Origin of the sequence: Nocardia sp. (assembly GCF_025465275.1) — a bacterium.
GTDB lineage: Bacteria > Actinomycetota > Actinomycetes > Mycobacteriales > Mycobacteriaceae > Nocardia.
The window spans coordinates 1-25,660 of record NZ_JAODNK010000181.1; the positions used below are offsets into that span (position 1 = coordinate 1).

Below are 25,660 nucleotides of genomic sequence, written 5' to 3' on the forward strand. Positions count from 1 at the left end.
ACGGCACAGTCCACTGCTGCCGGATCTGACTGAAGCCGCGACGCTCTACATGCAGCTGATGCTGTCGAACGCCGCCGCGGGTCTTCCCGTCGAGGTGTACGAACAGCTGCGGACCCAGGCAGCCGCCCTGAGCGCAGACAACCGGAGTCTCGATGCGGCGCGGCTGCGCGGCATGGTGCTCAGCCACCGCGGCTGGGTAGAGGCGAACAACCGTCGCGAACTCCACCGCCACGGCTGGCGGCAGCTCTTCGCCGAATTCGATGCCGTGGTGTGCCCCATCACGCCCACTCCCGCCTTCCCGCATAACCACAACGGAGGTCTGGAGAACCGGCACATCGACATCGACGGCATCGAGTACCCGTACTTCGACCAGCTCGTCTGGGCCGGTATGGCCACCATGCCCGGCCTGCCCGCCACTGCCATACCCACCGGCCGGTCCCCCGAAGGGCTACCGGTGGGAGTGCAGCTCATCGGTCCGATGTTCGAGGACCGCACTCCCCTGCGGCTGGCCGAACTGCTCGAGCAGAAGATCGGCGGATTCCAGCCACCGGAGGAAGGCGGGCACCGGTAACGCGCGAACCCGAATACCGCACGCCCGCAATACCGCTACCTCACAATTCCGGCCTGAATGACGGTGAACAACACCTGTTCGTCCTGCTATGGCCCGGTTATGACGGGCGGTTTGTCGGAGCAGGCCACGCCGAGTGTGTCCAGCGCCGTGGCGGATTCACTACCGGGAGGTGGGGAGAGGACGATGACGCGAAGGTCGGTGCGGTGCGTGGTGAGGATGTCGCAGTCCAGGTGCAGCAGGCCCGTTTCGGGGTGGGCGATGGTCTTGCATTCCTGCTCGTACACGCCGACACGACGTGTTTCCCAGAGGCTGTGAAACCTCGGGCTGGCCTGGCGCAGATCGGTAATGAGCTGAGCGAGGTGCTGGTCGTCCGGATATCTGCCGGAGCTCGAGCGCAGGTCGGCGACGATGGATGTCTCGAACTCGTGCTGTTCATCGAGAGTCCGCACGATTTTCGTGGGCAGGCCGGTGAAGTGGCGCCACACCATGTTGCGCTCGCGTTCGGGTCGCTCGAGAGGGTCGCCGATCACGGTGGCCCACAGTGGATTCCAGGCAATCGGGTACCAGCGCACGTCGTAAACCGCTGCGGGGCTCGAGGAAAGTTGCGCCAGCAGGCGGCGGACACTGTCCGGCAGCGTGTTGTGAACGTGCCTTTCGCCTGGAACCAACTGCCCGGCGAGCTGGAACAGATGTGCGCGTTCGGCGTCGGTCAGCCGCAGGGCGCGAGCGAGCGCTGCCAGCACCTGAGGTGAGGGCGCGTTCGCCCGGCCCTGTTCGAGCTGGACGAGGTAGTCAGGAGACACGCCGGCCAAATGGGCGAGCTCCTGGCGCCGAAGCCCGCGCGCACGGCGATTCGTATCGGTCGGCAGGCCGACTTCTTCGGGGCGCAGCCGGTCGCGCCAACTGCGCAAGGTCGCTCCGAATTCGTTGACCGAAGTCGCCATGGCCCCGATCCTAGGGCGCACCGAGGCAGGCGAGGTGCAGGCTGTCGGTGTCGTGGCCATGGCAGTTGCTCGGATCAGAGGTGCTCGGCGAACCAGTCGGCGATCAGCTGCCGGGCTGGATCGGGATCGTCGGCGTTGCAGTGCTCGATGCCGCCGTCCCCTGCTGCCGCCGTGAACACGCGGAGTTCCTTGTCGGTGGAGCCGGCGGCTTGAAATGCCTTGCGCGCGTCGGAGAGTGGAATGGCTCCGTCGTCTTCACCGTGCACGATGAGGAACGGCTGGGTGAGGTGCGGCAGCGCGTCGGCAAGCGTCCACTGCTCGACCCGTTCCAAAGCCTGTTCCATGGTTTCGGTGCCCATCACCCAGGGCAACTGCCAGAACGGCACCGAGGTGGTCTTCGACCGGGTTGCCCAGCGGTGCCGCCAGACGGCACCGTAGTCCCACACCCCGCCCCATGCGGCGCACGCCTTGATCCGATGCTCGAACGCCGCCCCGCGCGGCGCGTAGTAGCCCCCGAGGCTGATCCCGAGCAGGCCGATCCGCGCGCGGTCGATGTCGGGCCGCTTCTCGAGGTAGTCGACAATCGCCGCAGTAGGGACCTCATAGTCCGGGCGGGAGGCAACACCGCGCAGCCGCAGCGGCTCTCCGGTACCGGGAGTGTCGATGACCAGACAGGCGATGCCGCGGTCGGCGAACTCCTCTCGGATGAAGCCGTAGAGAAGTTCCTTGGTGACGTCGAATCCGTTGTAGAAGATCACGATTGGCACCGGACCCTGCTCATCACGGGCGGGGATGAGATAACCAGGAAGCACCCCATCGGGCGAGTCGATCTCCACGCGCTCGAGAGGGCGTGGCAAGCACTCCACGGCCCTGGTGAAGGCCGTGAGTCCGCACTGGTAGCTATCGGTCTTCGCCGGACCCAGCGGCGTCTGCCGCTCACCTGTCAGGTAGTAGTTCGACGCCCGCAAGAAGCGTGCACTCGCACTGCGCCGGTATCCGCTGCGCAGATCGTCCTCGGCACGCTCCATCTGCTGCGCGCCGGCACTGTCCCACGCCTTCGTCCACGCGTCGACATCCGGATCCGCCTCGCGCAAAGGTGCTAGCCAGCGGTCGATCTGCCCCAGATCCCCACCGGCCATCAGCGACAACATCACCGCGGAAGACCACATGTAATTGCTCGGAAAGTATTCGAACACAACATCTCCCTTCCCTGATTCACTCGAGCCCGGCCGAATCGAGCCTAAGCCCGATTTCGCAGCTCAGAGCGCTTCAGAGTGGTGATGTCAGTACCACCCACACAGCCTGGCGGGAATGCGGTGACCGCTACGTCACCGATCGAGCTCGGCGTGCTCTTTCAGGGCTCGGAGAGTTTCGGGAATGCCATGCAGCGCATGGTTGTCCCGGAGCGTGCCCAGCGGACCGGACCAGCGCAGGAGCCGGTTGAACGCGGAGGCATAGGACCAGTCGCGGTATTCGGTGACCAGTGTCCCGCCCGGATCAGGTTCGAGGCGATATCCCCAACGCGGGCCGACGATGTGGACCTGGAACTCGAAATGTTCGAGGGGTGTGGCGACGGTGACTTCGCACGGCGTGATCCATACGACCGGGCCTATGCGGTTGACGCCGACGAACCATGCGCCCACCTGTGGACCCGCGGCGCCACCGAGCCAGCGTCCGCGGCGGTTCTCTGTACTCCACCTGCCCATGCCGGTGATGTCGGTGACCAGATCCCAAAGTTCTTGCGGCGGTGCGTCGATGACCACCGCCGTCTCGTCGGTCATGCCATGGTCGGTTCGGGTGCGAACCACGCCTTCGGGTGGGTTCAGAAATCGCCGAAGCGTTGCATTGACCTCGCCGACCATGGCTAACCCTCACTGTCTGGGACGAAATTCAGCGTATCGCCGATCGCTACAGACCCGCAAGATCCGCAGGAGGCGTCAGGGATTCGTGAGGATGACGAGTTGCTGGGTTGCTCGGGTCATGGCGACATAGCGGTCGACGGCGCCTTCGATGCCCTCGCCGAAGTTCTCGGGGTCGATGAGGACGACCAGGTCGAATTCGAGTCCCTTCGCCAGCTCGGGGGTCAGTGACCGGACGCGCGAGGTCGTCTGGAATACCGGATCACCTATGACACAGGCGATTCCCTCGTCGTGCTTGTCGAGCCACGTCTCGAGGATCGTGTCCAGATCCGTCACGGATCCGTGGACGACGGGGATGCCGCTGCTCCGAATCGAGGTCGGCACATTGGCGTCCGGGAGCACGGCGCGAATGACCGGCTCGGCCTCGGCCATCACCTCTTCCGGCGTCCGGTAGTTGATGCTCAAGGAGGCCAGGCTGATTCGGTCCAAGCCGACCCGCTCGAGCCTTTCCTGCCACGACTCGGTGAATCCGTGGCGGGCCTGCGCACGATCTCCGACGATGGTGAAACTGCGAGAAGGGCAGCGCAGCAACAACATCTGCCACTCCGCGTCGGTCAGCTCCTGCGCCTCGTCCACGACGATGTGGGCGAACGGACCGGCGAGCAGGTCCGGGTCGGTGGTGGGCAGGGCGGACTCGTCGACCAGATTGTCCCGGATGTCCTGCTGGCGCAGCATGGTCATCACACCTTCACCGTCGTCGTATTCGGCGGACGCGATCAGATTGTCGATGACATTGGACATACGGTTGCGTTCGACCGCGGCAGTCGCTTCGTATCGGCGCTTGCGTCGTGACGACTCCGGATCGCCGAGCCGCTGCCGGGCGGCATCCAGCAGCGGCAGATCGGACACCGTCCAGTTCTTGGCGTCCGCGCGCTGCAGCTTCCGGACCTGCTCAGGGCTCAGCCAGGGCGCGCACTTGCGCAGGTAGGCGGGCACCGACCAGAGATCCGCGACGAGGTCGGCCGCTTCGATCAAGGTCCAGGAGTTATTGAGAACGGTGCGCAGTTCCTTGTTCTGCCGCAACGAATTCCAGAGCTCGTCGGCCGGAACGTCGTCACCGTGCTTGTCCTTCACAATCTCGAGCAGCACTTCCCAGATCTGCTCGTGCGCCTCGTTGTGCGGCGTGCCTGGGTCCGGTGCGCCGAACGCCTCGGCCCAATCGTCGGCACTCAGCCAGATATCGGCCCAGTCGGTCGAGACCGTCATCCCCTTGGCCGGCGGCTCCTCGTAGAACTTGACCGCCGTTTCGATCGCGTGCACCAGGTCCGCGGACGACTTCAGGCGAGCCACCTCCGGGTCGGTCTCGACCTTTGCCGCAGCGCCTTCGACGACGAGTTCGCGCAGAGTGCAGGACTGCACACCCTCCTCGCCGAGATTGGGCAGCACGTCGGCGACATAAGCCAGGTACGGCTGATGCGGACCGACGAACAGCACGCCACCCCGGCGGTGCGCTAGTCGAGGATCGGAGTAGAGGAGATAGGCCGTGCGGTGCAGAGCGACCACGGTCTTGCCCGTACCCGGACCACCGTCGACAACAAGCGCACCGCGTGATCCCGCGCGGACAATGGCGTCCTGGTCGGCCTGGATGGTGCCGAGCACATCGCGCATCCGGGCCGACCGGTTACTGCCCAGGCTGGCGATGAAGGCGGACTGGTCGTCGAGCGCGGCACGGCTTTCCAACCCGTCCGCGGTGAAGACCTCGTCCCAGTAGTCGCTGATTCGGCCCAGGGTCCAGCGATATCTGCGGCGGCGTACCAAACTCATCGGATTGCCGTGCGTTGCTCCGAAGAACGGCTCGGCCGCCGGAGAACGCCAGTCCACCAGCAGCCGTTCACCCGCGCTGTCCGTCAGGCCAAGTCGCCCCACATACACGGGCTCGGGGTCGTCCGCCCGGACGATATGACCGAGGCACAGATCCAGGCCGAAGCGGCTCAGACCACGCAGGCGAGAGGTCAGCTGACGGACCTCCTGATCGCGCTCCACCGCCTCCTGGCCCAGCGAGACAGGCGCCTTGCGCACGGCATCGAGGCGAGTGGACAGATCCGCGATGGACTGCTCGAGGCTCGTCCCGATGGCGGCGAAGTGCCGATCGTCCTCGGCGATCAATGCCGGGTCGGCTTTGGCGGCAAGACGGTCGGGAAGGTCGAAGGCACTCGTCATCAAGGGTTTCACGCAACTCCTATTTCCGCAGGTTCCGGCCTTGATGAGCGATTCTGCGCCATCACCCGGGTCTTGCGGCAAGCCCCCGGGTGCGATATAAGTTGAGAGTGGGAAGGAGTTGTTCTCCTTCCTTTTTTCATGTCCCGTGCCGGCCCTTTCTCACATTCCCTGCTGGAAGCGGCCGCTTCGAACGACGTCGAAACGTTCGGGAACAACGCGGTCCAGCAGATTGGCAATGCGGCCGCGCACCGGGCTGATGCGGCGGGGCCGATCGATGATGGCGTCGCAGATGGCACCCGCGCCCTGCTCGGGAGTCAGCGCGACCGCATTCTGGTACAGCGAACTCGGGGCGATCATCGGCGTGCGGACCAGCGGCATGTAGACCGTGGTGAATCGTATGTTCTCCGTGAGGGTTTCGACCTGCAGGCTGTCGGTGAGCGAGTCGAGGGCCGCCTTGGAGGCGATGTAGGCGCTGAATCCCGCACCGCCGAACAGAATGGCCAGCGAGAGCACCGAGACGACCTGGCCGTCGCGCCGCTCCCGCATCCCGGGCAGCAGCGCGAGCATGAGCCGCGTCGGAACGAAGTAGTTCAGCCGCATGGTGCGCTCGTAGTCATGGAACCGGTCATACGACTCGTCCAGCCGCCGCCGAATCGATCGGCCCGCATTGTTGACCAGGATGTCCACACCGCCGTGATCGGCGAGCACCTGCACTGTCATCGCATCGAGCGCGTCGAAATCATTGAGATCGCACGGATAGACGGCGGCTTTGCCACCTGAGCTCTCGATCTGCGCGGCGACCTCACGCAACTCCGCTTCCCGCCGGGCAACCAGCGCCACTGTAGCGCCGGCAGCGCCGATCCGAACCGCTGCGGCCCGCCCGATCCCGGAGGACGCACCGGTGATCAGCACGGTCCGCCCCGCCACCCGATCTTCGAGTGTGTGCGACCGACGCAACCTAGCCAGGCTCACCTGAGTGTCGAGGCTGTGCTTGATCTGCTTGGTCAGCTCACCAATTCCATACATAGTGATGAATACTAAATTACATAACTAGTGATGTACATTTGCCAGTCATGGACGCCGCCAGCCTGCATCTCATCGCTCGCCGCTTGCGGACCATCGCCTTCGCGGCCACCGGCACCACCGGCTCGCGCCGCTTCGCGCCCAGCGAATTCGCCGTGATCGAAGATGTTGCGCTGCACCCGGAATCATCGATTCGCGACATCACCGACCGCACCGCCATCGTGCAGAGTCTGGTCTCCAGAATCGTGGCCCGCTACCGCGACGACGGCCTCCTGCGCACCGAGCCCGATCCGTCCGACGGCCGCCGCGTCCGGGTGAGCGTCGACCCGGTCATGCTGGTGGAGGTGCTGCGCAAGCGCGGGCAGGCGCCGATCGAATCCGCGCTGGCCGCCGAGCTGCCACGGCTGCTGCCCACCCAGCGCCAACGAGTTTCGGAACTGCTGGAGGAGTTGGCGGAGCTGCTGCGCGCCGACGGCCCGGACTCGCACACCGACTCATAAGACCGGCACCACCCGTCGAATTCGGGTTGGCGGCGAGGCGAAGCCGATTCCATCAACATGAATGCCGGTCCGCTCGAATCATTCTGCACATCGCATTCGGCAAATGGTTTGGCACGCATTGTCATTGGCTGGCACAGGCCGAGAATGCTAGCTTCGCCTAGCCGCAGCGGGGGACGTCCCGAAAAAGGCCGATACAACACTGCGCACTCGGAAATCACGCTGAAACATCGGGATTCAGCCCCTGTGTCATAAACCGATCCGGGTGGCTCGGCCCGAAAAGGGAAGCGGGCCGAGCCATCCGGCGGTAGATCGAGCAGCGGTTCGACAGGTGATCGGTTACAGGTAACCGACGGTGTCGGAAATCGAAGGTGTCGGGGTGGCTTGAATTCGAGAGCGTTCGTCTCGGCATTCGATCAGTTCGGCGAGGGTCATTCCATCGGGGCCCACCACCGGCTTGGGACGGTCGCCGAGTTCGCGGGTCAGCCAGGCGGTGGCTTCTTCGGGTGAGAGACGGCCTACTTCCAATTGGGCGAGGCAGCGGCCGGGGCGGATGACAGCGGGGTGCAGGCGGGAGAGATTTTCGTTGGTGGTGATGGCGACGAGGACGTCGCGGCCCTGGCCGAGCATCCCGTCGGTGAGATTGAGCAGGCGGGAAAGACCTTGGCCGGTGGACTCTTTCGCGGAACCGCGGATGAGTTCGTCGCAGTCCTCCAAAACCAGCAGTCGCCAGCGGCGCTTGGATTCGTCGTAGGTGTCGACGCCGATGGCCACCTCCATGAGATAGCCGGGGTTGGAGAAGAGCACCTCCGGATCGAGGATGCAGTCGACCTGGCACCACTCGGCCCATTCCCGGGCCAGTGCGCGCAGCGCGGAGGTCTTGCCGGTGCCCGGCGGACCGTGCAGCAGGAGCAGCCGCCCGGTCACCTCGTCGGCGCGCAGCGACATCAGGCGCTGCATGGCCGCGCTGATCTCGGTGCCGTAGTTGCCTTCGATCTCCGGCCAGGAGGCGGCCGAAATGGGGCGCTCGCGCCGGTTGGGACCGTGGGCTCCGCTGTGCCAGAAGCCCATCGACACCTGGCTGGCGTCGGATTCGGGTTCGACGGTGGCATCGGCGGCACACATGGCGAGCACATCGCGGGCCAGCGCCTCGGTAATGGCGCACACGCTCAGCACGGCGGTGCCGTTGGTGCGGCGGATGACACGCAATGTCCAGCCGTCGCCGACTGACAGGGTGGCACGCATACCGTCGTCATCGCTGGTGCGCAGTACCCGAGCGTCGTCCGGGCAGAGCGGTGCGTCCGGCTTGACGTGCTCGAGGTCCATCGAAACCGCATGCGGCTGTTCGCCGCTCACATAGAGCGACAGTGCCAGTGCGTCGATGATGTCGCGCGGCGAATCGGAGTCGTCGAGGTTCATCGCCCACGTGAGCGCCGCAGCCGCGGGCTCCTCGCGGCCGACCAGTTTCAGGCGTTCCTGCGGGGTAGAAGTCACTGCACGATGATCGGCGCCACTTGGGCATCGGTCCAGCGATTTTCCGCGAAGGCGACCATATCCACCTGGCGGCGCACATTGGAGATTCCGGTGACAACGCAGGTGCCGAGCGGACCGCGCCGGTCGTACAGCGTGGCCGTGGCGACGGCGATCCCGTCCGCCGCCACGTGGTCCTGGGCGAGCAATCCCAGCTCAGCGCCCTCGGGCAGGCGAGACATGGTGACGGTCACGTCGCTGTTGATGTACCCGACGCCCTCGGTTCCCCAGTTGCACACCAGGTTTGTCGCATCGCCGACAAACGCGGCGCGCTGGAACGGCGAGATGGGCTCACCTTCCACCAGCGCGGGCAGGTTGTGCCACACGGATTTCCGTTCACCGTTCTGGCCGGCGGCAAAATCCCCGGTCCAGTCCAGTTCGCCCACCTTGAACAGTGGCGGATTGCCGTCGGGACCATCGAGTTTGTCCGCAGGTGTGGGCAATTGCCGCACCGCCTGCCACACCTGTCCGGGCGGTTGCTGGGCGACAGCCAGATACATGACGCTCGCCCGCGCTCGGACCTCGCCGCGCTGCACGATCGACGCATCGATCACGCGAACCCGGGTGCCGTCCCGGACCACTTCGCTGCGCAGCGCGATCGGCTCGTTGAGCACCGGCCGGAACAGGTCTGCGGTGAAACGTGCGGGGATGAATGCCGCCCCGGGGCAATGAGTTTCCAGCTCGCGAGCCAGTAGCCCGCATACCGAGGTGCCGGCGACCTGCGTTGAGGTCCATGCACTGACCGCCAGTTCGGTGGCGAGGTAACAACCGTCGACCTCGGTGAAGAATGCGACCACGGCCGGACCCCTGTCAGTTCGAAGACCTTTTCTGAATTAGAACATGTTTCAGAAAAGGTCTCCGCTCGACGGTCCTACTGCGCCGTCTGGCGCTTCGGCAGCTTCCAGCCCGCGCGCGGGAAGTGGCAGGTGTAGCCCTCGGGGTAGCGCTCCAGGTAGTCCTGGTGCTCGGGCTCGGCCCGCCAGAAATCGCGCGCCGGAGTCACCTCGGTGACCACCTTGCCGGGCCACAGGCCCGAGGCGTCGACATCGGCGATGGTGTCCTCGGCGACGCGCTTCTGCTCGTCATCGAGGTAGAAGATCGCCGAGCGGTAACTCGTGCCGACATCATTGCCCTGACGATCCTTGGTCGACGGATCGTGAATCTGGAAGAAGAACTCCAGCAACGCCCGATAATCCGTCTGCGCCGGGTCGTAGGTGATCTCCACGGCCTCCGCATGGCCCGGGTGATTGCGATACGTGGGGTGGTCGTTGCGGCCACCGGTGTAGCCGACCTCCGTGGACAGCACCCCCGGCTGCCTGCGGATCAGGTCCTGCATGCCCCAGAAGCAGCCACCGGCCAGAATCGCCTTCCGCGTGTCGCTCACGCGTCCTCCTTCATGAAGAGAGTCTCGTACTGCTAGTACAACGGGCGGCACGCTTCGTAAAGTCCCCGCACGGCGGGGACGTCACACTTCGGTCACCATTCGGGCCGGCGGCGCGCAATTCGCGCTCTCGGCACCTGCTCCATTATCCGCACCGCGCGATCGAGCCCGGAGTCGGCAACCCTCACCCGCTGATGTTGTTGATGCAGTAGCCGCCCGCACCGATCGACAGGGAAAAGGTCATCGGCTGCGTCACGTTCGACGAATTCGTCACCGGACCCGATACTTCGACGTCGGTATCGCCGGTGGACTTCGACGTGAGCGCGCCGAATGCGGTGACACCGGTGAGTCTTCCGGGGTTGTTCGCCAACACCGATCCCGCGCAGACGAGCGGATACTTGCCCTCGATGTCGTCGGCAGCGACCGGCTTACCGATCCAGCGGGACAGGTAGCGCTGCACGGCATATCGCGCGTCGGCCGCGGTGTAGGAGTTCACCGATCCGGTGGCATCGACATAGGGACACGCATATCCGGAAGCGATTTCGGCGCGCTTCACACTGACCGACCGCACCGGCCCCTTCCAGCTCACCGCGAATTGTCCGTCGATACCGGGTTGTGCGACCGCGGCGAGAATATCGGCCTTGTCGGCGTACATCTCTCGCGCATGCTCGGGTTCGATGGTCCAGCATTTGCCAATCAGCTGATCGATATCGTCACCGATCAGATCATGCACCCATGGCCGCAGTGCGGCGGCAGCGCGCGGATTGCCGGGAACCTCGCCGACGGTAACCGATTCGGCGGGTGCGGGTGCGTCCGGCACCGTCGAACTCGGCTGCGGCAGAGCCGATATCGTAGTCGGCACGACTGACGAGGAATGCCGCGTGTGCTGTTCTGTGCCACCGCATGCGGTCAGCAGTACGGATGCCGCGAGCACAATCAGGCCCAATTCACCGCGCGCTCTGCACTTGATCACGACTACGATGCTAACGACGAACAGTCGTGCAGGAACGGATCAGCACGCGTCGGTGTCGGTGATTCGCATCGAACCCTCACGCTGCGGTGATCGGTGTATTATCTTGCGCAGTTGAAAGACGTTGCACGGCAGTTCTTTTGAGAGCCGTCCGGGTGGTGCGCGACTGTAGGGGGTATGGCGGAGCAGGAACCGAAGGACTCATCGAAGATGTCGTAGCGCAGGGGTATCTCGTCGGCACGGTGTGGGTGCCGACGAGGGGCAGTCGATGACGGAAGAACTGTTTCTTGCTGAATTCGACGCCGAAGCAACCGAATGCGCAGCAGAAAAGTTCCCGCGCACAAAGGAATCTCGAGTGTTCGACCGTTTCCCCGATCACCCAGCCCGGCTTTCCTCGACGCCGACGGACCTATCCCTCCTGCTCCGCCCGGCCCCGCCCGGTGCGCCCACCGATCTCGTCCGCCTGCACGGCGGCAATGGCTTTCTCATGTGGGCCGACCTACCGCCGGTGCTCGTGGTGGGCAGCTCCGGCGGTGCGGGCACCACCACCACCGCCCTAGGCGTCGCCACCGCCGCGTCCTACAACTATCGCGAGCACTCGCCGATCGTGGTCGATGCCACCGCCACCGGTGGCGACCTCGCCCGGCGTGGTTGCGACGCAATCGATCCCGCGGGCACCGTGCAAACCTGGTTGAACATGAGCCATCGCGGTCTCGCCTCCACCGTGCTCGACAGCTGCGGCGAGAACAGCTCCAGCGTGGGCATCCTGCCGCGCGGGCCCGAGGCGCTGCCCCGGCGCGAGAGCTACTCCTCGGTGCACCGCAGCCTGTGCGATGCGGGGTGCCTGCCCGTCTACGACGGCGGCTCCCCGGTCACCAATCCGATGATCGCGCCGCTGCTGTCGGACTCCCGGATCGCGCTGGTGATCACCCTGGCCGCACGCGCCGATGCCGTGAACCGGCTCAAACCCGCGCTGATCTGGCTCGACGACAATTACAGCGAATACCATCTCGCGGAGTCGGTCATTGTCGTGACCAGGCAGCATCCCAGTGACGGCCCGAGCGTCGCCAAACACATTCGGACCTATCTGGGTAAGTTCGTGCGCGCCGTGACCGAGATTCCGTACGACGCCCACCTCGCGGGCGGTGGCCCGGTCACCTGGTCGCAGCTGGCACCCCCGACCCGCAATGCGTACCGGCAGATCGTCAACCTGCTCCGATAATCCGGCCGTTCGGCGACCTCTTTTTTGACTGATCAGTCCAGATACGGCTACAGTCCCCGGCATGGCGAGGACCAAGGAGTTCGATCCGGACTCCGTGCTGCAGCGAGCGCTGGAATTGTTCTGGGAGCGCGGGTTCGAAGCGACGTCGATGGCGGACCTGGTCGAGCACCTGGCGATCGGCAAAGCCAGCCTCTATGCGACCTTCGGGAGCAAGCAGCAGCTGTATGAGAAAGCGCTGCAACGGTATACGGAGAGCACCGATCCGCGGATCATGGCGGAGCTCTCACAACCAGGGCCGGTACTGCCGGCCGTGCGCGGGCTGATCGAACGCTATGCATGGGAGGCTGCCGGGGACGAGCGGCACCGGGGTTGCCTGGTAGTCAACAGCGCGGTGGAGCTGGCAGCGCGCGAGCCGGGGGTAGCACGACAGGTCGAGGCGAGTTGGGCCTTGCTGGAAACGACTCTGACCTCGGCTCTCCTGCGCGCCAAGGCGCAGGGCGAGCTGCGACCGGACGCCGATCCACGGGCACTGGCACGATTCCTGCTCGTCTTTCTGCAAGGGGTGCGGGTGCTGGAGCGGGCCCCCGGCGCGGCGACGCGATTGCGCGATGCGGCCGCGGTCGCGATCGCAGCACTCGACTGATTCAAGACTGATCGTTACAGAAAGCGAGAACCATGCGCGCACGTTTCGACGGCAAGGTCGTGCTGATCACCGGCGGCGCGGGAGTGATCGCCGGCGCGACGGCGCAGGCCTTCGCCGATCTCGGGGCCACGGTGGCACTGGCCGGCCACAATGCCGGCACGCTCGCCGCGGCCGCGGCCCGAATCCCCAGCAGCACAGGCACAATCGACTGGGTAGTCGCCGACGTCACCGATGGTGCGCAGGTCGCGGCGCTGGTGGCCGAGGTGGTGCGCCGTCACGGCGGGCTGCATATCGCGTTCAATAGCGCCGGGATCTTCGGAAAGGGCGCTCCCGTCGCGGATCTCGACGAGGACGTGTGGTCGAAAGTGCTGGACGTCAACCTGACCGGCGTCTTCCTGGCCATGAAGTACGAGATCGCGCATATGCGCGCCCACGGCGGCGGGGTGATCATCAATATGGCCTCCAATATCGGTGCGCACGGCCGTCGCCCGGGTATGGCCGCCTACGCCGCCTCCAAGGCCGCCGTCAGTGTCCTGACCCGCACCGCGGCTCGCGATCACATTGCCGACGGCGTGCGGATCAATGCCGTCAGCCCGGGCGCTACCGATACTCCGATGTCCTTCCGCCCCAATGAAACCCGTGCCGATCGGGACGCCAGGATCAGTGCCGCCGTCCCCGTCGCACGGGTCGGCACGCCCGCCGAGATCGCCGCCGCCGTCCTTTGGCTGGCCTCCGAGGAGTCCGGTTTCATGGTCGGCCACGATCTCGTCATCGACGGCGGCGCGACCGCATAGCGGGTCCGGCAACCTCCGAGCAGTGGCGGTATGTAAATCATTCCTTGACAAGACCCCGCTTGTAAATGCATCGTTTACATATGACCGATGCACAGCACAGGGACCCCGCCGATGAGCGGGCAATCCTGGCAAAAATGTTGTCCACCAATGCCACCTTCGTCTCCGAGGTACTGCACCCGGCCGAGGGCACACCGACCCCCTCGGTGATGGCCGCGCTGCGAGCGGCGCGCAGTCTCGACAATGTTGTCGACGATGTGCTGCGTTCGCTGGTGCAGCAGGCCCGCGACGAGGGCCGCACCTGGGCCGAGATCGGCGAGATCTTCGGCACCTCACGGCAGGCCGCGTTCCAGCGATTCGGCGGCGGCGGCAGTGGGATGCCCCTCGTGCCCCCGCCGCCGGCGCCGTTCCACTCCATGCCCGAGATGCCGCCGATGCCGGAAATGCCGAAGCCGCCGCAGGTTCCGGGCTGGCCGCCCACCCCGCCGACCATAGGCTGGCCGCCACGGCCCGGCCAGCCGCCGCAGCACGGCCAGCCGGGTCAGCCGCCGCAGCACGGCCGGCCGCCGTCATCGGACGCCTGATCGATTGCGCGCGTGCGGGTTCCGGACATGACGATCGCCGCGACTCCGGTCGCACTACGCGCGAGCGCACAGCGCCGACTGCTGTCCGCCGCCCGCAGCCGGTTCGCCGAGGACGCGCTCGCGGACGCCGTATCGGCGGGAACGCGGCAGGTCGTCCTGCTCGGGACCGCGTTGGACACCTTCGCCTGCCACAACCCGTATCCGAGCCTGCGCGTCTTCGAGGTCACCAACCCTGACCTCGACCTCGTGACGGCAACAACCGATTTCGACCACGACTCACCGGCATTCGTCATCCGGCTCCGCACCGAGCTGCCGCCGATATTCGGCGTCGAGGGTGACGGCACCGAGGAAACCGGCCCAAGTACCGGCGGAGCGGGCGTCGGGGGTCTCGCCTCCGGCAATGCTCCGCTGCCGACCGAACCCAAGAACGACGCGAGCGTCACCGTGACGCTGCGCCTGGTCGGCGGGTTCGCACCCGGCAGCGAGATCGTCTTCGACCAGCCGCCGCACCTGATTCCTTCCCTGTCCGAATTGCTGGGCGACACGGGCTTCGAATTACTGGAGGATCTCGGCCCCCGGGAGTTAGCCTCCCGCTATCTCGATCGACCGATCGGATCGACGCATTCGAGCGAACCTCATGTCCTGTGGGCGCGGGTCCGCAATAATGCTGGACGGCCGCCCAGTTCGCTTGTTGCCCGATGAGGAGTCCCCTTGCGACCGCACACCCGCCGTCACGCGCTCGCCACCCTGGCCGCGGTCGCCACCGCGCTGCTCACGAGCGCTGTTCCCGCCCAGGCGCGCCCGGCGCCGGCGACGCTGCCCGCGCTCGGCGGCGACTTCTACTGGGGTGTGGCCACGGCGGGCTTCCAATCCGAAGGCCATGCGCCCGATAGCAATTGGCTGCGCTACGTCGGCACCCACCCCGACTACGACCGCTACGGCGACAGCGTCGACTTCTACACCCGGTACGCCTCCGATATCGCGCTCGCCAAGAACCTGGGTGTGAACGTGTACCGGCTCAGCATCGAATGGGCGCGGGTACAGCCGCAGCCCGGGGTGTGGGACGAGGCCGGATTCGCCTTCTACGACAAGGTGATCGCCGCCATTCGCGCGGCGGGCATGCGACCCATGCTGACCCTCGACCACTGGGTGTATCCGGGCTGGGCGGCCGACCGCGGCGGCTGGGGCAATCCGGGCATGGTGCCGGACTGGCTCACCAATATGCGCACCGTGGTCGACCGGTACGCGGGCGACAACCCGCTGTGGGTGACCATCAACGAACCGACCGCGTACATGATGAACGAGGTGCGCAACGGCGGGCTGCCGATCACCGACCTGCTCACCATGCAGGACCGACTCGCCGCCGCGCACAACAGCATCTACGACTACATCCACCAGGTGCAGCCCGGTGCGATGGTCACCAGCAATGTCGCCTACATTCCCGCGGCGGATCCGGTGGTCAACGGCGCGATCCTCGATAAGATCGCCGCCAAGCTGGACTACGTCGGCATCGACTACTACTACGGCATGTCCGTCGATGTGGCCGCCGAATACATCGCCTACGGGCAGTCGGCGCTGTGGAAGCTGCCGCTGCAGGCCGACGGCATCTACTACACGCTGCGGCATTTCGCGCAGCTCTTCCCCGGCAAGCCGCTCTACATCATCGAGAACGGGATGCCGACCGAGAACGGGCAACCGCGCTTCGACGGCTACCGCCGGGCCGATGATCTGCGCGACACCATGTATTGGATCCAGCGCGCCAAGGCCGACGGCATGAATGTCATGGGCTACAACTACTGGAGCCTCACCGACAACTACGAATGGGGTTCCTACACACCCCGTTTCGGGCTGTACACGGTGGACGTGCTCAATGATCCGACGCTGACCCGCCGCCCGACCGATGCGGTCGACGCCTACCGGAGCATCACTCACGACGGCGGTGTTCCGGCCGATTATCTGCCGACCCGGGCGCCGACGACGTGCTCACTGGTGGATGCGCTGGAGAGCTGCAGCGACCCGGTAACCGTGCCGCGGTAACCGGCGGGCAGGTCCGGCCCGGACGTCGACCGGCCGTGTGTGACCGGCCGCACTAGCCCCTCATACGACACGCATCCTGCTGCACCGAAATTCGGCAATCTGACAGCTACCCTCCAATCGGGACATTTCGACCACTCGTCCCGGAGGAGGAGCCCCGATGCACAGACGCCTGCACCGACTCGTCCTGGCCGGGATCGCCACGGCCTCGACACTGCTGCCGGTGGCCGCCGTCGGACACGCCACCCCGCCCGCGGCGACATCCGCCGCGCACGGGTCGCTCGGCGAGAACTTCCGATGGGGCGTCGCGGCATCGGGATTCCAGTCCGAGGGCCATGCGCCCGACAGCAATTGGACCCGCTATATCGCGGCCAATTCAAGCTGGGACCCGTACCGGAATTCCATCGACTTCCGCTCGCGCTTCCAGTCCGATATCGCCCTCGCCGCCGGGCTGGGCGTGAAGGTCTTCCGCGTCGGCATCGAATGGGCACGCCTGCAACCCACTCCGGACACCTGGGACGAGGATGCGTTCGCCTTCTACGATTCGGTCGTCAACGACATTGTCGAAGCCGGTATGCAACCCATGCTGACGCTCGATCACTGGGTGTATCCGGGCTGGGAGGCCGACCGCGGGGGCTGGAACAATCCCGGCATCGTGGCGGACTGGCTCACCAATATGCGCAAGGTGGTGGACCGCTACGCCGTGCGAAACCCGGTGTGGGTCACCATCAATGAGCCGGTCGCCTACATCATGCACGAGGTGCGCCTGAACAATACCGACGCCCCGACGATGCTCGACCGGGTTGTCGACGCGCACAGTCAGATCTACGACTACATCCACCAGGTGCAGCCCGGCGCGCTGGTGACCAGCAATGTCGGCTATGTCGCCGGTGCGGAATCCGAGGTCAACGGCCCGCTCATGGAGCGCATCGGCGACAAGCTCGACTTCGTCGGCGTGGACTACTACTTCGGTTACGAGCCGCCCAAATCCAATGCCGTCGCCCAGCCCGACGGCTCGCTCCCGCCGGCCGCGGGCATGTGGAACCTGCCGGTGCGGCCGGAGGGCATCTACTATGCCCTGCAACACTATTCGCATCTGTTCCCGAACAAGCCGCTGTGGGTGGTGGAGAACGGGATGCCCACCGAGGCCGGTAATCCGCGCGCGGACGGCTACACCCGCTCCGATCACATGCGCGATACCGTCTACTGGCTGCAGCGCGCCAAGACCGATGGCAGCAATGTGATCGGGTACAACTACTGGAGCATTACCGACAACTACGAATGGGGCTCGTACACACCGCGTTTCGGCCTCTACACGGTGGACGTGCGCGCCGACGGGAATCTGACGCGGCAGCCCACCGAGGCCGTGGACACCTATCGGCAGATCGTCGCCAGGAACGGTGTGCCCGCGAGTTATGTGCCGGTGCGCGGCCCCTCCGATTGCGGGCTGGTCGATCCCCCGGCCAGTTGCGACTCCCCCGTCTCGGTACCGTAGCGGACGTGCACAGCGATCTCCTCGCCGCGAAAGCGCTCGTCTACGACCCTTTGGGATTCGCCTGCTCGCCATCACTTCCCGAGCCCGAGAGTGCCGCCTACGCCGCTCACGAATTCACACTTGACGACCGCTGCGTCCGGTTCCGCGCGGCCAAGACCACGCCCACCAGGGTCGGGCAGTTCGTGACCGTCTGGAAGCGGTCACCGGGCGGGCCGATCGAGCCCTTCGATGCCGCCGATCCCGTCGACCTCATTGTCATCAGCAGCCGCGATCGGGAGCACTTCGGGCAGTTCGTCTTTCCCATGGATGTCCTGCGCCGCCACGGTGTCGTCTCCGCGAACGGTTCCGGCGGAAAACGAGGCTTCCGGGTCTATCCGCCCTGGGTGAGTACCACCAATCGGCAAGCGGGCACGGCGCAGGCTTGGCAGGTGGGGTATTTCCTGCACCTGGGCGAGCCCGTCGACGCCGTCCGCGCCCGCGCCCTGTACCACCCGTAAGTCGCAGCGCGCCCCACCTGCCGCTTCGCGTCAGCAAATTCGTTGTGCCACAATCTGACCGGCTTCGGAGCGCCGACGCCGACGGGCGAGAGGGTGGAACATTTCATGAGATTGCACCGCTGGGCGAGGTACGGGATCGGCACGGCGGTGATCCCGCTGCTGTTGACCGGGTGTGGTCCGAGCGGGTCGAACGTAGCGACACCCACGGCAGTCACCTCTCCTGCGAGCGGGGCCGCAACGTCCGGAACCGCCGCACCCGCTACCGCGCCTGCTGCGGGTGCGCCGCTGTCGGCGGTGATTGCCTGGATCCACGCGGGCACGACCGTCGACGTCTCGAAGTTCCACACCGCCACCACGTCCGACGGGACGCTCAACGACCTCGGGCCGGATGTCGCCTTCGTCAGTCCGACGAAGAAGATCGAATGCATGACCGACGACCGGGCCGCCCCATCCCCGACCGGCCTGTCGTGCCTGGTCCAAATGGACAACCCGCCGGCCCGTCCGGATGACAATCACGGCAACTGGGTGGGCGGCTGGGTCGACTTCCCCGGCTCCACACTGGGAATCGGAAGCCTGCACGGGGATCCGGGCCAGTTCACCTCGGGCACCGGCAACACCCTGGCCTACGGCAGCCGAATCACGTTCGGCGGCTACGACTGCCGGATGGACAGCAGCGGCCTGGTCTGCGCCGATCAAACAGCCGGTTCCGGGGTTCAGGTGAGCTCCGGCGGCGCGGTGCCCTTCGGCTGCCTCAGCAAAGCGACAACACCCGAGCACGGCATCTCCTATGCCTGCGGCGCGGCGAGCACCACAACCATCGATACCGCCCGCTGCCACAGCGGCGACCTCGCGCTGGACGCGCTCATCGGCGCACAGGGCTCGACCACATCGCAGACCTTCTACATCCGGCTGACCAACACCTCGACGCAGGCGTGCACCCTGCTCGGATATCCGGGTGCGGACCTACTGGACCACAACGGGCACCCCTTGGGCATGACCTCGGCGCACAGCTCCGGCAACGACCCGAGCGCCCAAACCTTGTCCCCGAACGCCGCCTCCGCCGCGGCAATCCGCTTCACCGACACCGGAACCGGGTGCCCGGACAGCAGCCGGGCGGCCGGCGTTCAGATCATCCCGCCCGACGAAACCCAGCCCCTCAGCGCCACCATCCGCAACCTCTACGGCAATGGCGCGGCGGCCCTGTGCCCGGCGTCCCTGACCCTCACCGTCGACCCGATGACCGACGGAAACACCATCCCGCACCGGTAAACCCGAGCATCAAATGCCCGTCACGGTTATCCGCGGACGCTGGAGGGGACCTCGTTGTACTCCATGAACACGACCGGCGCCTTGTTATCGACCACGACGCGGCCGAGTAGGTCAGCGAGTGCGTCTCGTTCGGTCGGGGTGAGACGTGCTGCGAGAGTGTCGATCCGGCGGCAGGTCTCGGTGTAGAACTCCTCGGCCAACTCGCGGCCTTTCGGTGTGAGCGCGACACGTACGGCACGCGCGTCACGCGGATCAGGTTCACGCCGGACCAAGCCGTTGCGCTCGGTTCGATCGATCATGCCCGTGAGGCTGGATTTCGCCAGGTTGAGCAACGATCCCAGCTCACCCATGCCATACGGCTGCGCCATCAGCACGCACAGCAACTGCCCCTGCTGAGGGGTGAGGCCGTACTCGCGTCCGGATTCGGCGTATACGGCGTTCACCAAGAACGCAGATCTGACCAATGCGGTGACTACTCCGATCCCGTCTTCCTGCTTGCTCACGATGTGCAGTCTACCCCGATAACTCATCCAGTTCGCGTAACGAACTAACCAGTAGCGTGGCACCTCCGCTGTCGTAGCTGGGCAGACAGAGAGACCATCGCTCGCACCCGGTGAGGCGTCGCGTCCCCCGAACAGATCGGCGAAAAGACTTGCAGTTCGCGTAACGAACTATTATGGTTCGTTGTACGAATTATTCAGTTCGTAGCACGAACTTCATACGTCCTGTCCAGGTAGGAGTTGACACACTGTGGAGTACACGCACCTGGGTCGCAGCGGACTGTCCGTCTCGCGACTCGTCCTGGGAACGATGAACTTCGGCCCCGAGACTTCCGAATCGGACAGTCACGCCATCATGAATACCGCCCATGAGCACGGTATCAACTTCTTCGACACCGCCGATGTCTACGGAGCCAGGCCGGGTGGCGGCGTCACCGAACAGATCATCGGCCGGTGGTTCGCGGGCGATCCCGGCCGCCGCGAAAAGACGGTCCTGGCCAGTAAGGTTTATCTCTCGACGAGCGATTGGCCCAACGAGGGTGGCCTTTCGGCACGCCACATCCGCCTGGCTTGCGATGCCTCACTGCAACGGTTGCAGACCGACTATATCGACCTCTACCAGATGCACCACATCGATCGGGGCACTCCCTGGGAGGAGATCTGGGAGGCGTTCACCGTGCTGCGCCAGCAGGGCAAGGTGCTCTACTTCGGATCCTCCAATTTCGCCGGCTGGCATATCACGCAGGCACAGGAGGCCGCCCGGACGCGGCACTTTCTCGGCCTGGTCAGCGAGCAATCGATCTACAACCTGATGAATCGGTGGATCGAACTGGAAGTACTGCCCGCTGCCCGCGACTACGGCCTCGGCGTTATTCCGTGGTCACCGCTGAACGGGGGAATCCTCGGCGGGGTACTGCGCAAACAGCGCGACGGAGCCTCCTCCCGCGGCAGCTCCGGGCGTTCGGAGGCGACGCTGGCCGAACACCGGACAACCATTGCCGCGTATGAACAACTCTGCGAGGACATCGGCGAAGACCCGGCTCACGTCGGATTGGCCTGGGTGCTCGCCCAGGACGGCGTCACGGGCCCGATCATCGGCCCGCGCACCGTCGAGCAGCTCGAAAGCTCGCTGCGGGCAGTCGATTTGATACTCGACGCGACCACGCTCGCCGGCCTCGACAGGCTGTTTCCGCCACCGGGCCCGAATGGCTCGAAGCCCGCCCCCGAGGCATACGCCTGGTGATGCGCCCCGAACCCGTGGGCACAGTGATCACCGCACAATCCAACTGGAACGAAGGAACTACCATGTCTCGACAAGAAGTCGTCTTCGGTTTCGGTGCGCACAGCACCATCGATGACCATGCGCAGCTGCTGCGGATGGCACAGCAGGCCGACAGTGACGGTCTCGACATCGTCTCGCTGTCCGATCACCCCTACATCGGTGAACGTGTCGATGCCTACGCCGCCCTCGGTTTCATTCTCGGTGGCACACAGCACATCTCGGGCCTGGCCAATGTCACGAACCTGCCGACCCGGCCCGCGCCGATGCTCGCCAGGACAGTCGCAGGGCTCTCGGCGCTGTCGGGCGGCCGGATCGTCCTCGGTATGGGCGCGGGCGGGTTGTGGGATCGCATCTCCGCCATGGGCGTGGCACCGCTGTCACCGGCGGAAGCCGTGGAGGCATTCGAGGAGGCGATCGTGCTGATCAGAAAGCTCTCCGGGGGCGGAGCGCCGGTGACCTTCCATGGCAAGCACTACCGGGTCGATCAGGTCGAACCCTCCCCCGTCCCCGCGCCCCCCGTATGGACGGGGTCGGTCGGCCGAAAGTCGTTGGCCGCCACCGGACGCGTCGCCGACGGGTGGCTCCCCGGCCATGCGGCGGACTGGCTCAGCGAGAGATACCGCAGCTCGCGCCCGATCATCGACGAGGCCGCCGCCGCGGCGGGACGCGAACCAGCGGACATCCGCACGATTTTCAACTTCCAGGGGCGAATCACCACCAGCCCTTTGCCCGCCACTCGCGACGCGGACGGACGCTGGATCGGTGGCAACGCGGAGCAGTGGGTCGAGGAACTGACCACCGCCGTCCTCGACCACGACGCGTCGGGATTCATCGTCTTCGCCCCCGGCGGCGGCCCACAGGATCTGGAGTCGCTGAAACGCTGGGGCCGGGACATCGTGCCGGCGGTTCGTGAAGCAATCGCCAAGGAAAATACCGGCGCCTGAACGGAGCCGGGCGATGAGCCCGCCTGATACCAGGGTTTTCGCCGGGTCGTATCCGAATCGTTGTGTGACGCTGCATATTTCGATCTCCTCCCACGAAACCGCCTGCAAGGAATACGCTTTTGGTACCGAGCATTGCGGCTTCGGCAAGGGCGGCAATGATCGTCAGCGCGTGGGAGTACACGATGGACACCAATCCCCTGACGTCAGCGACTCACAAACTTCGGTTCCAGCATCTGGACGCGATGCGGGCACAGGAGCACCGCGACGAGGTCGAATCGATCTTTCGCAGCTCGTACCCCGACGCGATCAACTCCGGTGCGGCCTTCGAATCGCCGAGCGCATTCATGCAGCGGTTCGACGCCTACACCGCACCGAACCGGCCCACCGGATTCGAGCTCGTGCTCGTCCACCTCGACGAGCAGCCGTGCGGTCAGGCGTGGGGATGGCCGCTGCAGGCGCACACCGCGTGGTGGGGCGGCCTGATGCTCGACTCGGAGGACATCGACGAGTTCATCGTCGAGGACGGCACCCGGACATTCGCGTTGAGCGAGATCATGGTGCACGCCGAACTGGCCGGCCACGGGATCGCACAGGCGCTGCACAACGAATTGCTCGATTGCCGACCCGAGAGCCGCGCGACCTTGTTCGTTCATCCCGGCAACCACCGCGCGTACGACACCTACCTGCGGTGGGGCTGGTATCGGGTCGGCGCACTGCGTCAAAGCTGGCCCAAGGCACCCAGATTCGATGTCCTGATACACGATTTGCGGAGCTGACCGCCGGGAAGCATTCGAATTGGCGTGGTCAGCCGTCTTGTTCGGTGACGAATTCCTTTACCGCGCGCTCGATTTCGTCGGCGAGGGTGGCGCCGCCGACTTCCCAGGCGGCGGCGCGGTAGCGGTCGCGGAAGCGGGTGAGGTCGGTGCCGATGCCTTCGCCGCCGTAGCTGGTGGCGGCGGCATCGGCGAAGGTGCGGACCATTTCGTCGGCGAGGTCGGCGATGCGGGCGCGGATCAGTTTGCGCAGGGCGCCGGCGAGGGTGACGTCGGTGCCCACGTCGTAGAGGATGAGTGCGCCTTTGAGCATGGGCTGGTCGGGGATGCGCCAGCCTTCCTCGCAGGGTTCGAGGTATTGCGCGGCGCGCAGCTCGTCGAGAATTTCCGCGCGCCGGTCACCCAGTAGCTCCGAGAGTTGCTCATCGGAAACCACGACCGCCGGTTCCGCGGGCACGGGCTGGCCCGGGCCGAAGACCGTACGCCAATCGGTGCCGGCGGTTTCGGTCGCGAACACTTCCCGGATCGCATCCAGTCGCAGGCCGCGTGCCTGCATAGCGCCGATATCGCGGAGCCGGTCAAGGTGTTCGTCGGTGTAGACCGCCTCTTTTCCCGCGCGCCCGGCTTTCGGCAGCACGCCCAGCGATTGGTAGTAGCGGATGGTGCGCGCCGGCACCCCGCTGAGTTCGGCGAGTTGCGCGCGGCTGTATCGGGGCACGGGGCCAGCATAGAAGACGAAGACAGTAACGTTGACAGTTGCAACTGTCCGCATTACCGTAACCGCCGCCACACGTGTCGACGACGACCAGGGAGTTTGCGATGACCCAACGCGAGACCGATTTCGATGTGCTCATCGTCGGATCCGGATTCGGCGGCAGCGTAACCGCGCTGCGCCTGGTCGAGAAGGGTTATCGCGTCGGTGTGCTCGAGGCCGGTCAGCGTTACGCCGACGACGAGCTGCCCGACACCAGTTGGGATCTGCGCAAGTTCCTGTGGGCGCCCAAGCTCGGGTGCTACGGCATTCAGCGCATTCACCCGCTGCGCGATGTCCTCATTCTGGCGGGCGCGGGTGTCGGCGGCGGTTCACTGAACTACGCCAACACCCTCTACGTGCCGCCGACACCGTTCTTCGAGGACGCGCAGTGGCGTGAGATCACCGACTGGCGCGACGAGCTCATGCCGTACTACGAGCAGGCGCAGAAGATGCTCGGCGTGGTCCGCAATCCGCATATGACGCCCGCCGACGAAGTGTTCAAGCAGGTTGCCGAGGATATGGGCGTCGGGGACACCTTCGTGCAGACTCCGGTCGGCGTGTTCTTCGGCGAGCCCGGCAAGAAGGTCGCCGACCCGTACTTCGGCGGCGCGGGACCCGAGCGCACCGGCTGCATCGAATGCGGCGAGTGCATGACCGGCTGCCGCCACAATGCCAAGAACACCCTGGTCAAGAACTACCTGTACCTAGCGGAAAAGGCCGGGGCGCAGGTCGTTCCGATGACCACGGTCGCCACCATGCGGCCACTGCCGGACGGCACCTGGGATGTGGAGACCGAGCGCACCGGCGCGTGGCTGCGCAAGCAGCCCAAGACCTACACCGCCGCACACGTGGTGCTGGCCGCCGGAACCCGGGGCACGCAGAAGCTGCTGTTCGCCAATCGCGACAAGGGCACGCTGCCACAGCTTTCCGACCGGCTGGGTGTGCTGACGCGCACCAACTCCGAATCCATTGTCGGCGCGGCCACCCGGAAGGTGAACCCGGACGTCGACTTCACCCGCGGCGTCGCCATCACCTCGTCGATCCACCCCACCCCCGACACCCATATCGAACCGGTGCGCTACGGCAAGGGCTCCAATTCCATGGGCCTGCTGCAGACCCTCATGGTCGACGGTGGCGGCCGCATACCGCGCTGGCTGCGCTTCCTGCTGACGGTGCTGCGGCACCCGCTGACGCTGGTGCAGTTCATGTCGGTGAAGAACTGGAGCGAGCGGACCATCATCGCGCTGGTCATGCAGAACCTCGACAATTCCATCACCACCTACACCAAGCGCGGACTCTTCGGCCGCTCCCTCACCTCCAAACAGGGCCACGGCGAACCGAATCCGACCTGGATTCCCGCGGGCAACGAAGTCACCCGCGCGGTGGCCGACAAGATCGGCGGCGTGGCCGGCGGGTCCTGGGGTGAGGTCTTCAATATCCCGCTGACCGCTCACTTCCTCGGCGGTGCGGTCATCGGCGCGGACCGCGACAGCGGTGTCATCGACCCGTACCACCGCGTGTACGGCTACCCGACCCTCAGCGTTGTCGACGGCGCGGCGGTTTCGGCCAACCTCGGTGTGAACCCGTCGCTGACCATCACCGCACAGGCCGAGCGCGCGGCGGCCATGTGGCCCAATAAGGGTGAGGTCGACACCCGTCCCGAGCCGGGCAGCGCATACGAGCGCATCGCGCCGGTGGCCCCCAACCAGCCCGTGGTTCCGGCCAGCGCACCGGCTGCCCTGGTCCTGCCGATCGTCGAGATCCGCAGCGGCAAGATCGAATCCGCCTGACCGCTGGCACGACCGATGACATTGCCCGCCCTGCCTTTCGGCAGAGCGGGCAATTTTTTGCTTACCGGGCTGAACCCCTGTTCAGCA

The 25,660-nt window shown here is 65.7% G+C and carries 26 protein-coding genes; 15 read left to right on the plus strand and 11 right to left on the minus strand.

The annotated features are described in order from the left end of the window. Positions 1-571: amidase family protein (locus JWN03_RS37150; RefSeq protein ID WP_297625391.1), on the plus strand; the 571-nt coding region annotated here is incomplete at its 5' end. An 86-nt stretch (positions 572-657) separates the two neighbouring features. Here JWN03_RS37150 and JWN03_RS37155 read toward each other — a convergent pair. From JWN03_RS37155 to JWN03_RS37175, 5 genes are all read right to left on the minus strand, one after another. Beyond that, positions 658-1,515 (minus strand): helix-turn-helix domain-containing protein, encoded by an 858-nt coding sequence (locus tag JWN03_RS37155; protein ID WP_297625394.1) that lies wholly within the window; start codon positions 1,513-1,515, stop codon positions 658-660. Positions 1,516-1,589: 74 nt separating this feature from the next. After that, entirely contained in the window at positions 1,590-2,711 is a 1,122-nt protein-coding gene (locus JWN03_RS37160) for an alpha/beta hydrolase (RefSeq protein ID WP_297625397.1), read from the minus strand. 132 nt (positions 2,712-2,843) lie between these two features. Further along, the gene (locus JWN03_RS37165; protein WP_297625400.1) at positions 2,844-3,296 is read right to left on the minus strand and encodes an SRPBCC family protein; all 453 of its coding nucleotides are present in this window, start codon (positions 3,294-3,296) and stop codon (positions 2,844-2,846) included. A gap of 156 nt (positions 3,297-3,452) precedes the next feature. After that, entirely contained in the window at positions 3,453-5,606 is a 2,154-nt protein-coding gene (gene helR, locus JWN03_RS37170) for an RNA polymerase recycling motor ATPase HelR (RefSeq protein ID WP_297625402.1), read from the minus strand. A 147-nt stretch (positions 5,607-5,753) separates the two neighbouring features. After that, a complete protein-coding gene (locus JWN03_RS37175; protein ID WP_297625405.1) occupies positions 5,754-6,620 on the minus strand; it encodes an SDR family NAD(P)-dependent oxidoreductase in 867 nt (288 codons plus the stop codon). Between the two features lie 47 nt (positions 6,621-6,667). On the opposite strand from JWN03_RS37175, the gene JWN03_RS37180 reads away from it, so the two are divergent. Beyond that, positions 6,668-7,117 (plus strand): MarR family transcriptional regulator, encoded by a 450-nt coding sequence (locus tag JWN03_RS37180; protein ID WP_297625408.1) that lies wholly within the window; start codon positions 6,668-6,670, stop codon positions 7,115-7,117. A gap of 336 nt (positions 7,118-7,453) precedes the next feature. Here the strand turns inward: JWN03_RS37180 and JWN03_RS37185 are convergent, their stop codons facing one another. From JWN03_RS37185 to JWN03_RS37200, 4 genes are all read right to left on the minus strand, one after another. Then, complete coding sequence (locus JWN03_RS37185) at positions 7,454-8,608, minus strand: DUF5925 domain-containing protein (RefSeq protein ID WP_297625410.1); 1,155 nt, start codon at positions 8,606-8,608, stop codon at positions 7,454-7,456. After that, positions 8,605-9,441: a thioesterase family protein gene (locus JWN03_RS37190; RefSeq protein ID WP_297625413.1), complete on the minus strand. Its 837-nt coding sequence runs from the start codon at positions 9,439-9,441 to the stop codon at positions 8,605-8,607. The genes JWN03_RS37185 and JWN03_RS37190 overlap by 4 nt, the downstream gene beginning before the upstream one ends. 74 nt (positions 9,442-9,515) lie before the next feature. Further along, entirely contained in the window at positions 9,516-10,028 is a 513-nt protein-coding gene (gene msrA, locus JWN03_RS37195) for a peptide-methionine (S)-S-oxide reductase MsrA (protein ID WP_297625416.1), read from the minus strand. A gap of 181 nt (positions 10,029-10,209) precedes the next feature. Then, on the minus strand, positions 10,210-10,998 hold the full coding sequence (locus JWN03_RS37200; protein WP_297625419.1) for a hypothetical protein: 789 nt from the start codon (positions 10,996-10,998) through the stop codon (positions 10,210-10,212). Positions 10,999-11,350: 352 nt separating this feature from the next. Between JWN03_RS37200 and JWN03_RS37205 the strand changes: the two genes are divergently transcribed. The 9 genes from JWN03_RS37205 to JWN03_RS37245 all read left to right on the plus strand — a co-directional run bounded on the left by JWN03_RS37205 (position 11,351) and on the right by JWN03_RS37245 (position 19,530). Then, a complete protein-coding gene (locus JWN03_RS37205) occupies positions 11,351-12,217 on the plus strand; it encodes a MinD/ParA family ATP-binding protein (protein ID WP_297625422.1) in 867 nt (288 codons plus the stop codon). Positions 12,218-12,278: 61 nt separating this feature from the next. Further along, the gene (locus JWN03_RS37210) at positions 12,279-12,860 is read left to right on the plus strand and encodes a TetR/AcrR family transcriptional regulator (protein WP_297625424.1); all 582 of its coding nucleotides are present in this window, start codon (positions 12,279-12,281) and stop codon (positions 12,858-12,860) included. 32 nt (positions 12,861-12,892) lie between these two features. Beyond that, a complete protein-coding gene (locus JWN03_RS37215; protein WP_297625426.1) occupies positions 12,893-13,654 on the plus strand; it encodes an SDR family NAD(P)-dependent oxidoreductase in 762 nt (253 codons plus the stop codon). Positions 13,655-13,734: 80 nt separating this feature from the next. Beyond that, a complete protein-coding gene (locus JWN03_RS37220) occupies positions 13,735-14,235 on the plus strand; it encodes a hypothetical protein (RefSeq protein ID WP_297625429.1) in 501 nt (166 codons plus the stop codon). 27 nt (positions 14,236-14,262) lie between these two features. Continuing rightward, positions 14,263-14,937, plus strand: a complete 675-nt coding sequence (locus JWN03_RS37225; RefSeq protein WP_297625432.1) for a class I SAM-dependent methyltransferase — start codon at positions 14,263-14,265, stop codon at positions 14,935-14,937. A gap of 9 nt (positions 14,938-14,946) precedes the next feature. After that, positions 14,947-16,272, plus strand: a complete 1,326-nt coding sequence (locus JWN03_RS37230) for a glycoside hydrolase family 1 protein (protein ID WP_297625435.1) — start codon at positions 14,947-14,949, stop codon at positions 16,270-16,272. A 157-nt stretch (positions 16,273-16,429) separates the two neighbouring features. Next, positions 16,430-17,764, plus strand: a complete 1,335-nt coding sequence (locus JWN03_RS37235; protein ID WP_297625438.1) for a family 1 glycosylhydrolase — start codon at positions 16,430-16,432, stop codon at positions 17,762-17,764. Between the two features lie 5 nt (positions 17,765-17,769). Continuing rightward, positions 17,770-18,261, plus strand: coding sequence for a MepB family protein (locus JWN03_RS37240; RefSeq protein WP_297625441.1), 492 nt, complete (start codon positions 17,770-17,772; stop codon positions 18,259-18,261). A 105-nt stretch (positions 18,262-18,366) separates the two neighbouring features. Then, positions 18,367-19,530, plus strand: a complete 1,164-nt coding sequence (locus JWN03_RS37245) for a DUF4232 domain-containing protein (protein WP_297625443.1) — start codon at positions 18,367-18,369, stop codon at positions 19,528-19,530. A gap of 26 nt (positions 19,531-19,556) precedes the next feature. Here the strand turns inward: JWN03_RS37245 and JWN03_RS37250 are convergent, their stop codons facing one another. After that, positions 19,557-20,033: a MarR family winged helix-turn-helix transcriptional regulator gene (locus JWN03_RS37250; protein WP_297625445.1), complete on the minus strand. Its 477-nt coding sequence runs from the start codon at positions 20,031-20,033 to the stop codon at positions 19,557-19,559. A gap of 247 nt (positions 20,034-20,280) precedes the next feature. Between JWN03_RS37250 and JWN03_RS37255 the strand changes: the two genes are divergently transcribed. The 3 genes from JWN03_RS37255 (at position 20,281) to JWN03_RS37265 (ending at position 23,032) form a co-directional block, all read left to right on the plus strand. Then, the gene (locus JWN03_RS37255; RefSeq protein ID WP_297625447.1) at positions 20,281-21,273 is read left to right on the plus strand and encodes an aldo/keto reductase; all 993 of its coding nucleotides are present in this window, start codon (positions 20,281-20,283) and stop codon (positions 21,271-21,273) included. A gap of 62 nt (positions 21,274-21,335) precedes the next feature. Then, positions 21,336-22,256, plus strand: a complete 921-nt coding sequence (locus tag JWN03_RS37260) for an LLM class flavin-dependent oxidoreductase (RefSeq protein WP_297625450.1) — start codon at positions 21,336-21,338, stop codon at positions 22,254-22,256. Positions 22,257-22,438: 182 nt separating this feature from the next. Beyond that, the gene (locus JWN03_RS37265; RefSeq protein ID WP_297625453.1) at positions 22,439-23,032 is read left to right on the plus strand and encodes a GNAT family N-acetyltransferase; all 594 of its coding nucleotides are present in this window, start codon (positions 22,439-22,441) and stop codon (positions 23,030-23,032) included. 28 nt (positions 23,033-23,060) lie between these two features. Here the strand turns inward: JWN03_RS37265 and JWN03_RS37270 are convergent, their stop codons facing one another. Beyond that, positions 23,061-23,747, minus strand: a complete 687-nt coding sequence (locus JWN03_RS37270; RefSeq protein WP_297625456.1) for a MerR family transcriptional regulator — start codon at positions 23,745-23,747, stop codon at positions 23,061-23,063. 101 nt (positions 23,748-23,848) lie between these two features. On the opposite strand from JWN03_RS37270, the gene JWN03_RS37275 reads away from it, so the two are divergent. Continuing rightward, positions 23,849-25,573 carry a GMC oxidoreductase gene (locus JWN03_RS37275; protein WP_297625459.1) on the plus strand — a complete coding sequence of 575 codons (1,725 nt, stop codon included), beginning with the start codon at positions 23,849-23,851 and terminating at the stop codon, positions 25,571-25,573. Positions 25,574-25,660: the final 87 nt, after the last annotated feature.

Coding starts and splice junctions, on each gene's coding strand:
- JWN03_RS37155 (WP_297625394.1), bottom strand. CDS start 1,515: ATGGCGACTTCGGTCAACGAATTCGGAGCGACCTTGCGCAGTTGGCGC.
- JWN03_RS37165 (WP_297625400.1), bottom strand. CDS start 3,296: ATGACCGACGAGACGGCGGTGGTCATCGACGCACCGCCGCAAGAACTT.
- JWN03_RS37175 (WP_297625405.1), bottom strand. CDS start 6,620: ATGTATGGAATTGGTGAGCTGACCAAGCAGATCAAGCACAGCCTCGAC.
- JWN03_RS37180 (WP_297625408.1), top strand. CDS start 6,668: ATGGACGCCGCCAGCCTGCATCTCATCGCTCGCCGCTTGCGGACCATC.
- JWN03_RS37210 (WP_297625424.1), top strand. CDS start 12,279: ATGGCGAGGACCAAGGAGTTCGATCCGGACTCCGTGCTGCAGCGAGCG.
- JWN03_RS37215 (WP_297625426.1), top strand. CDS start 12,893: ATGCGCGCACGTTTCGACGGCAAGGTCGTGCTGATCACCGGCGGCGCG.
- JWN03_RS37220 (WP_297625429.1), top strand. CDS start 13,735: ATGACCGATGCACAGCACAGGGACCCCGCCGATGAGCGGGCAATCCTG.
- JWN03_RS37225 (WP_297625432.1), top strand. CDS start 14,263: ATGACGATCGCCGCGACTCCGGTCGCACTACGCGCGAGCGCACAGCGC.
- JWN03_RS37235 (WP_297625438.1), top strand. CDS start 16,430: ATGCACAGACGCCTGCACCGACTCGTCCTGGCCGGGATCGCCACGGCC.
- JWN03_RS37245 (WP_297625443.1), top strand. CDS start 18,367: ATGAGATTGCACCGCTGGGCGAGGTACGGGATCGGCACGGCGGTGATC.
- JWN03_RS37260 (WP_297625450.1), top strand. CDS start 21,336: ATGTCTCGACAAGAAGTCGTCTTCGGTTTCGGTGCGCACAGCACCATC.
- JWN03_RS37265 (WP_297625453.1), top strand. CDS start 22,439: ATGGACACCAATCCCCTGACGTCAGCGACTCACAAACTTCGGTTCCAG.
- JWN03_RS37275 (WP_297625459.1), top strand. CDS start 23,849: ATGACCCAACGCGAGACCGATTTCGATGTGCTCATCGTCGGATCCGGA.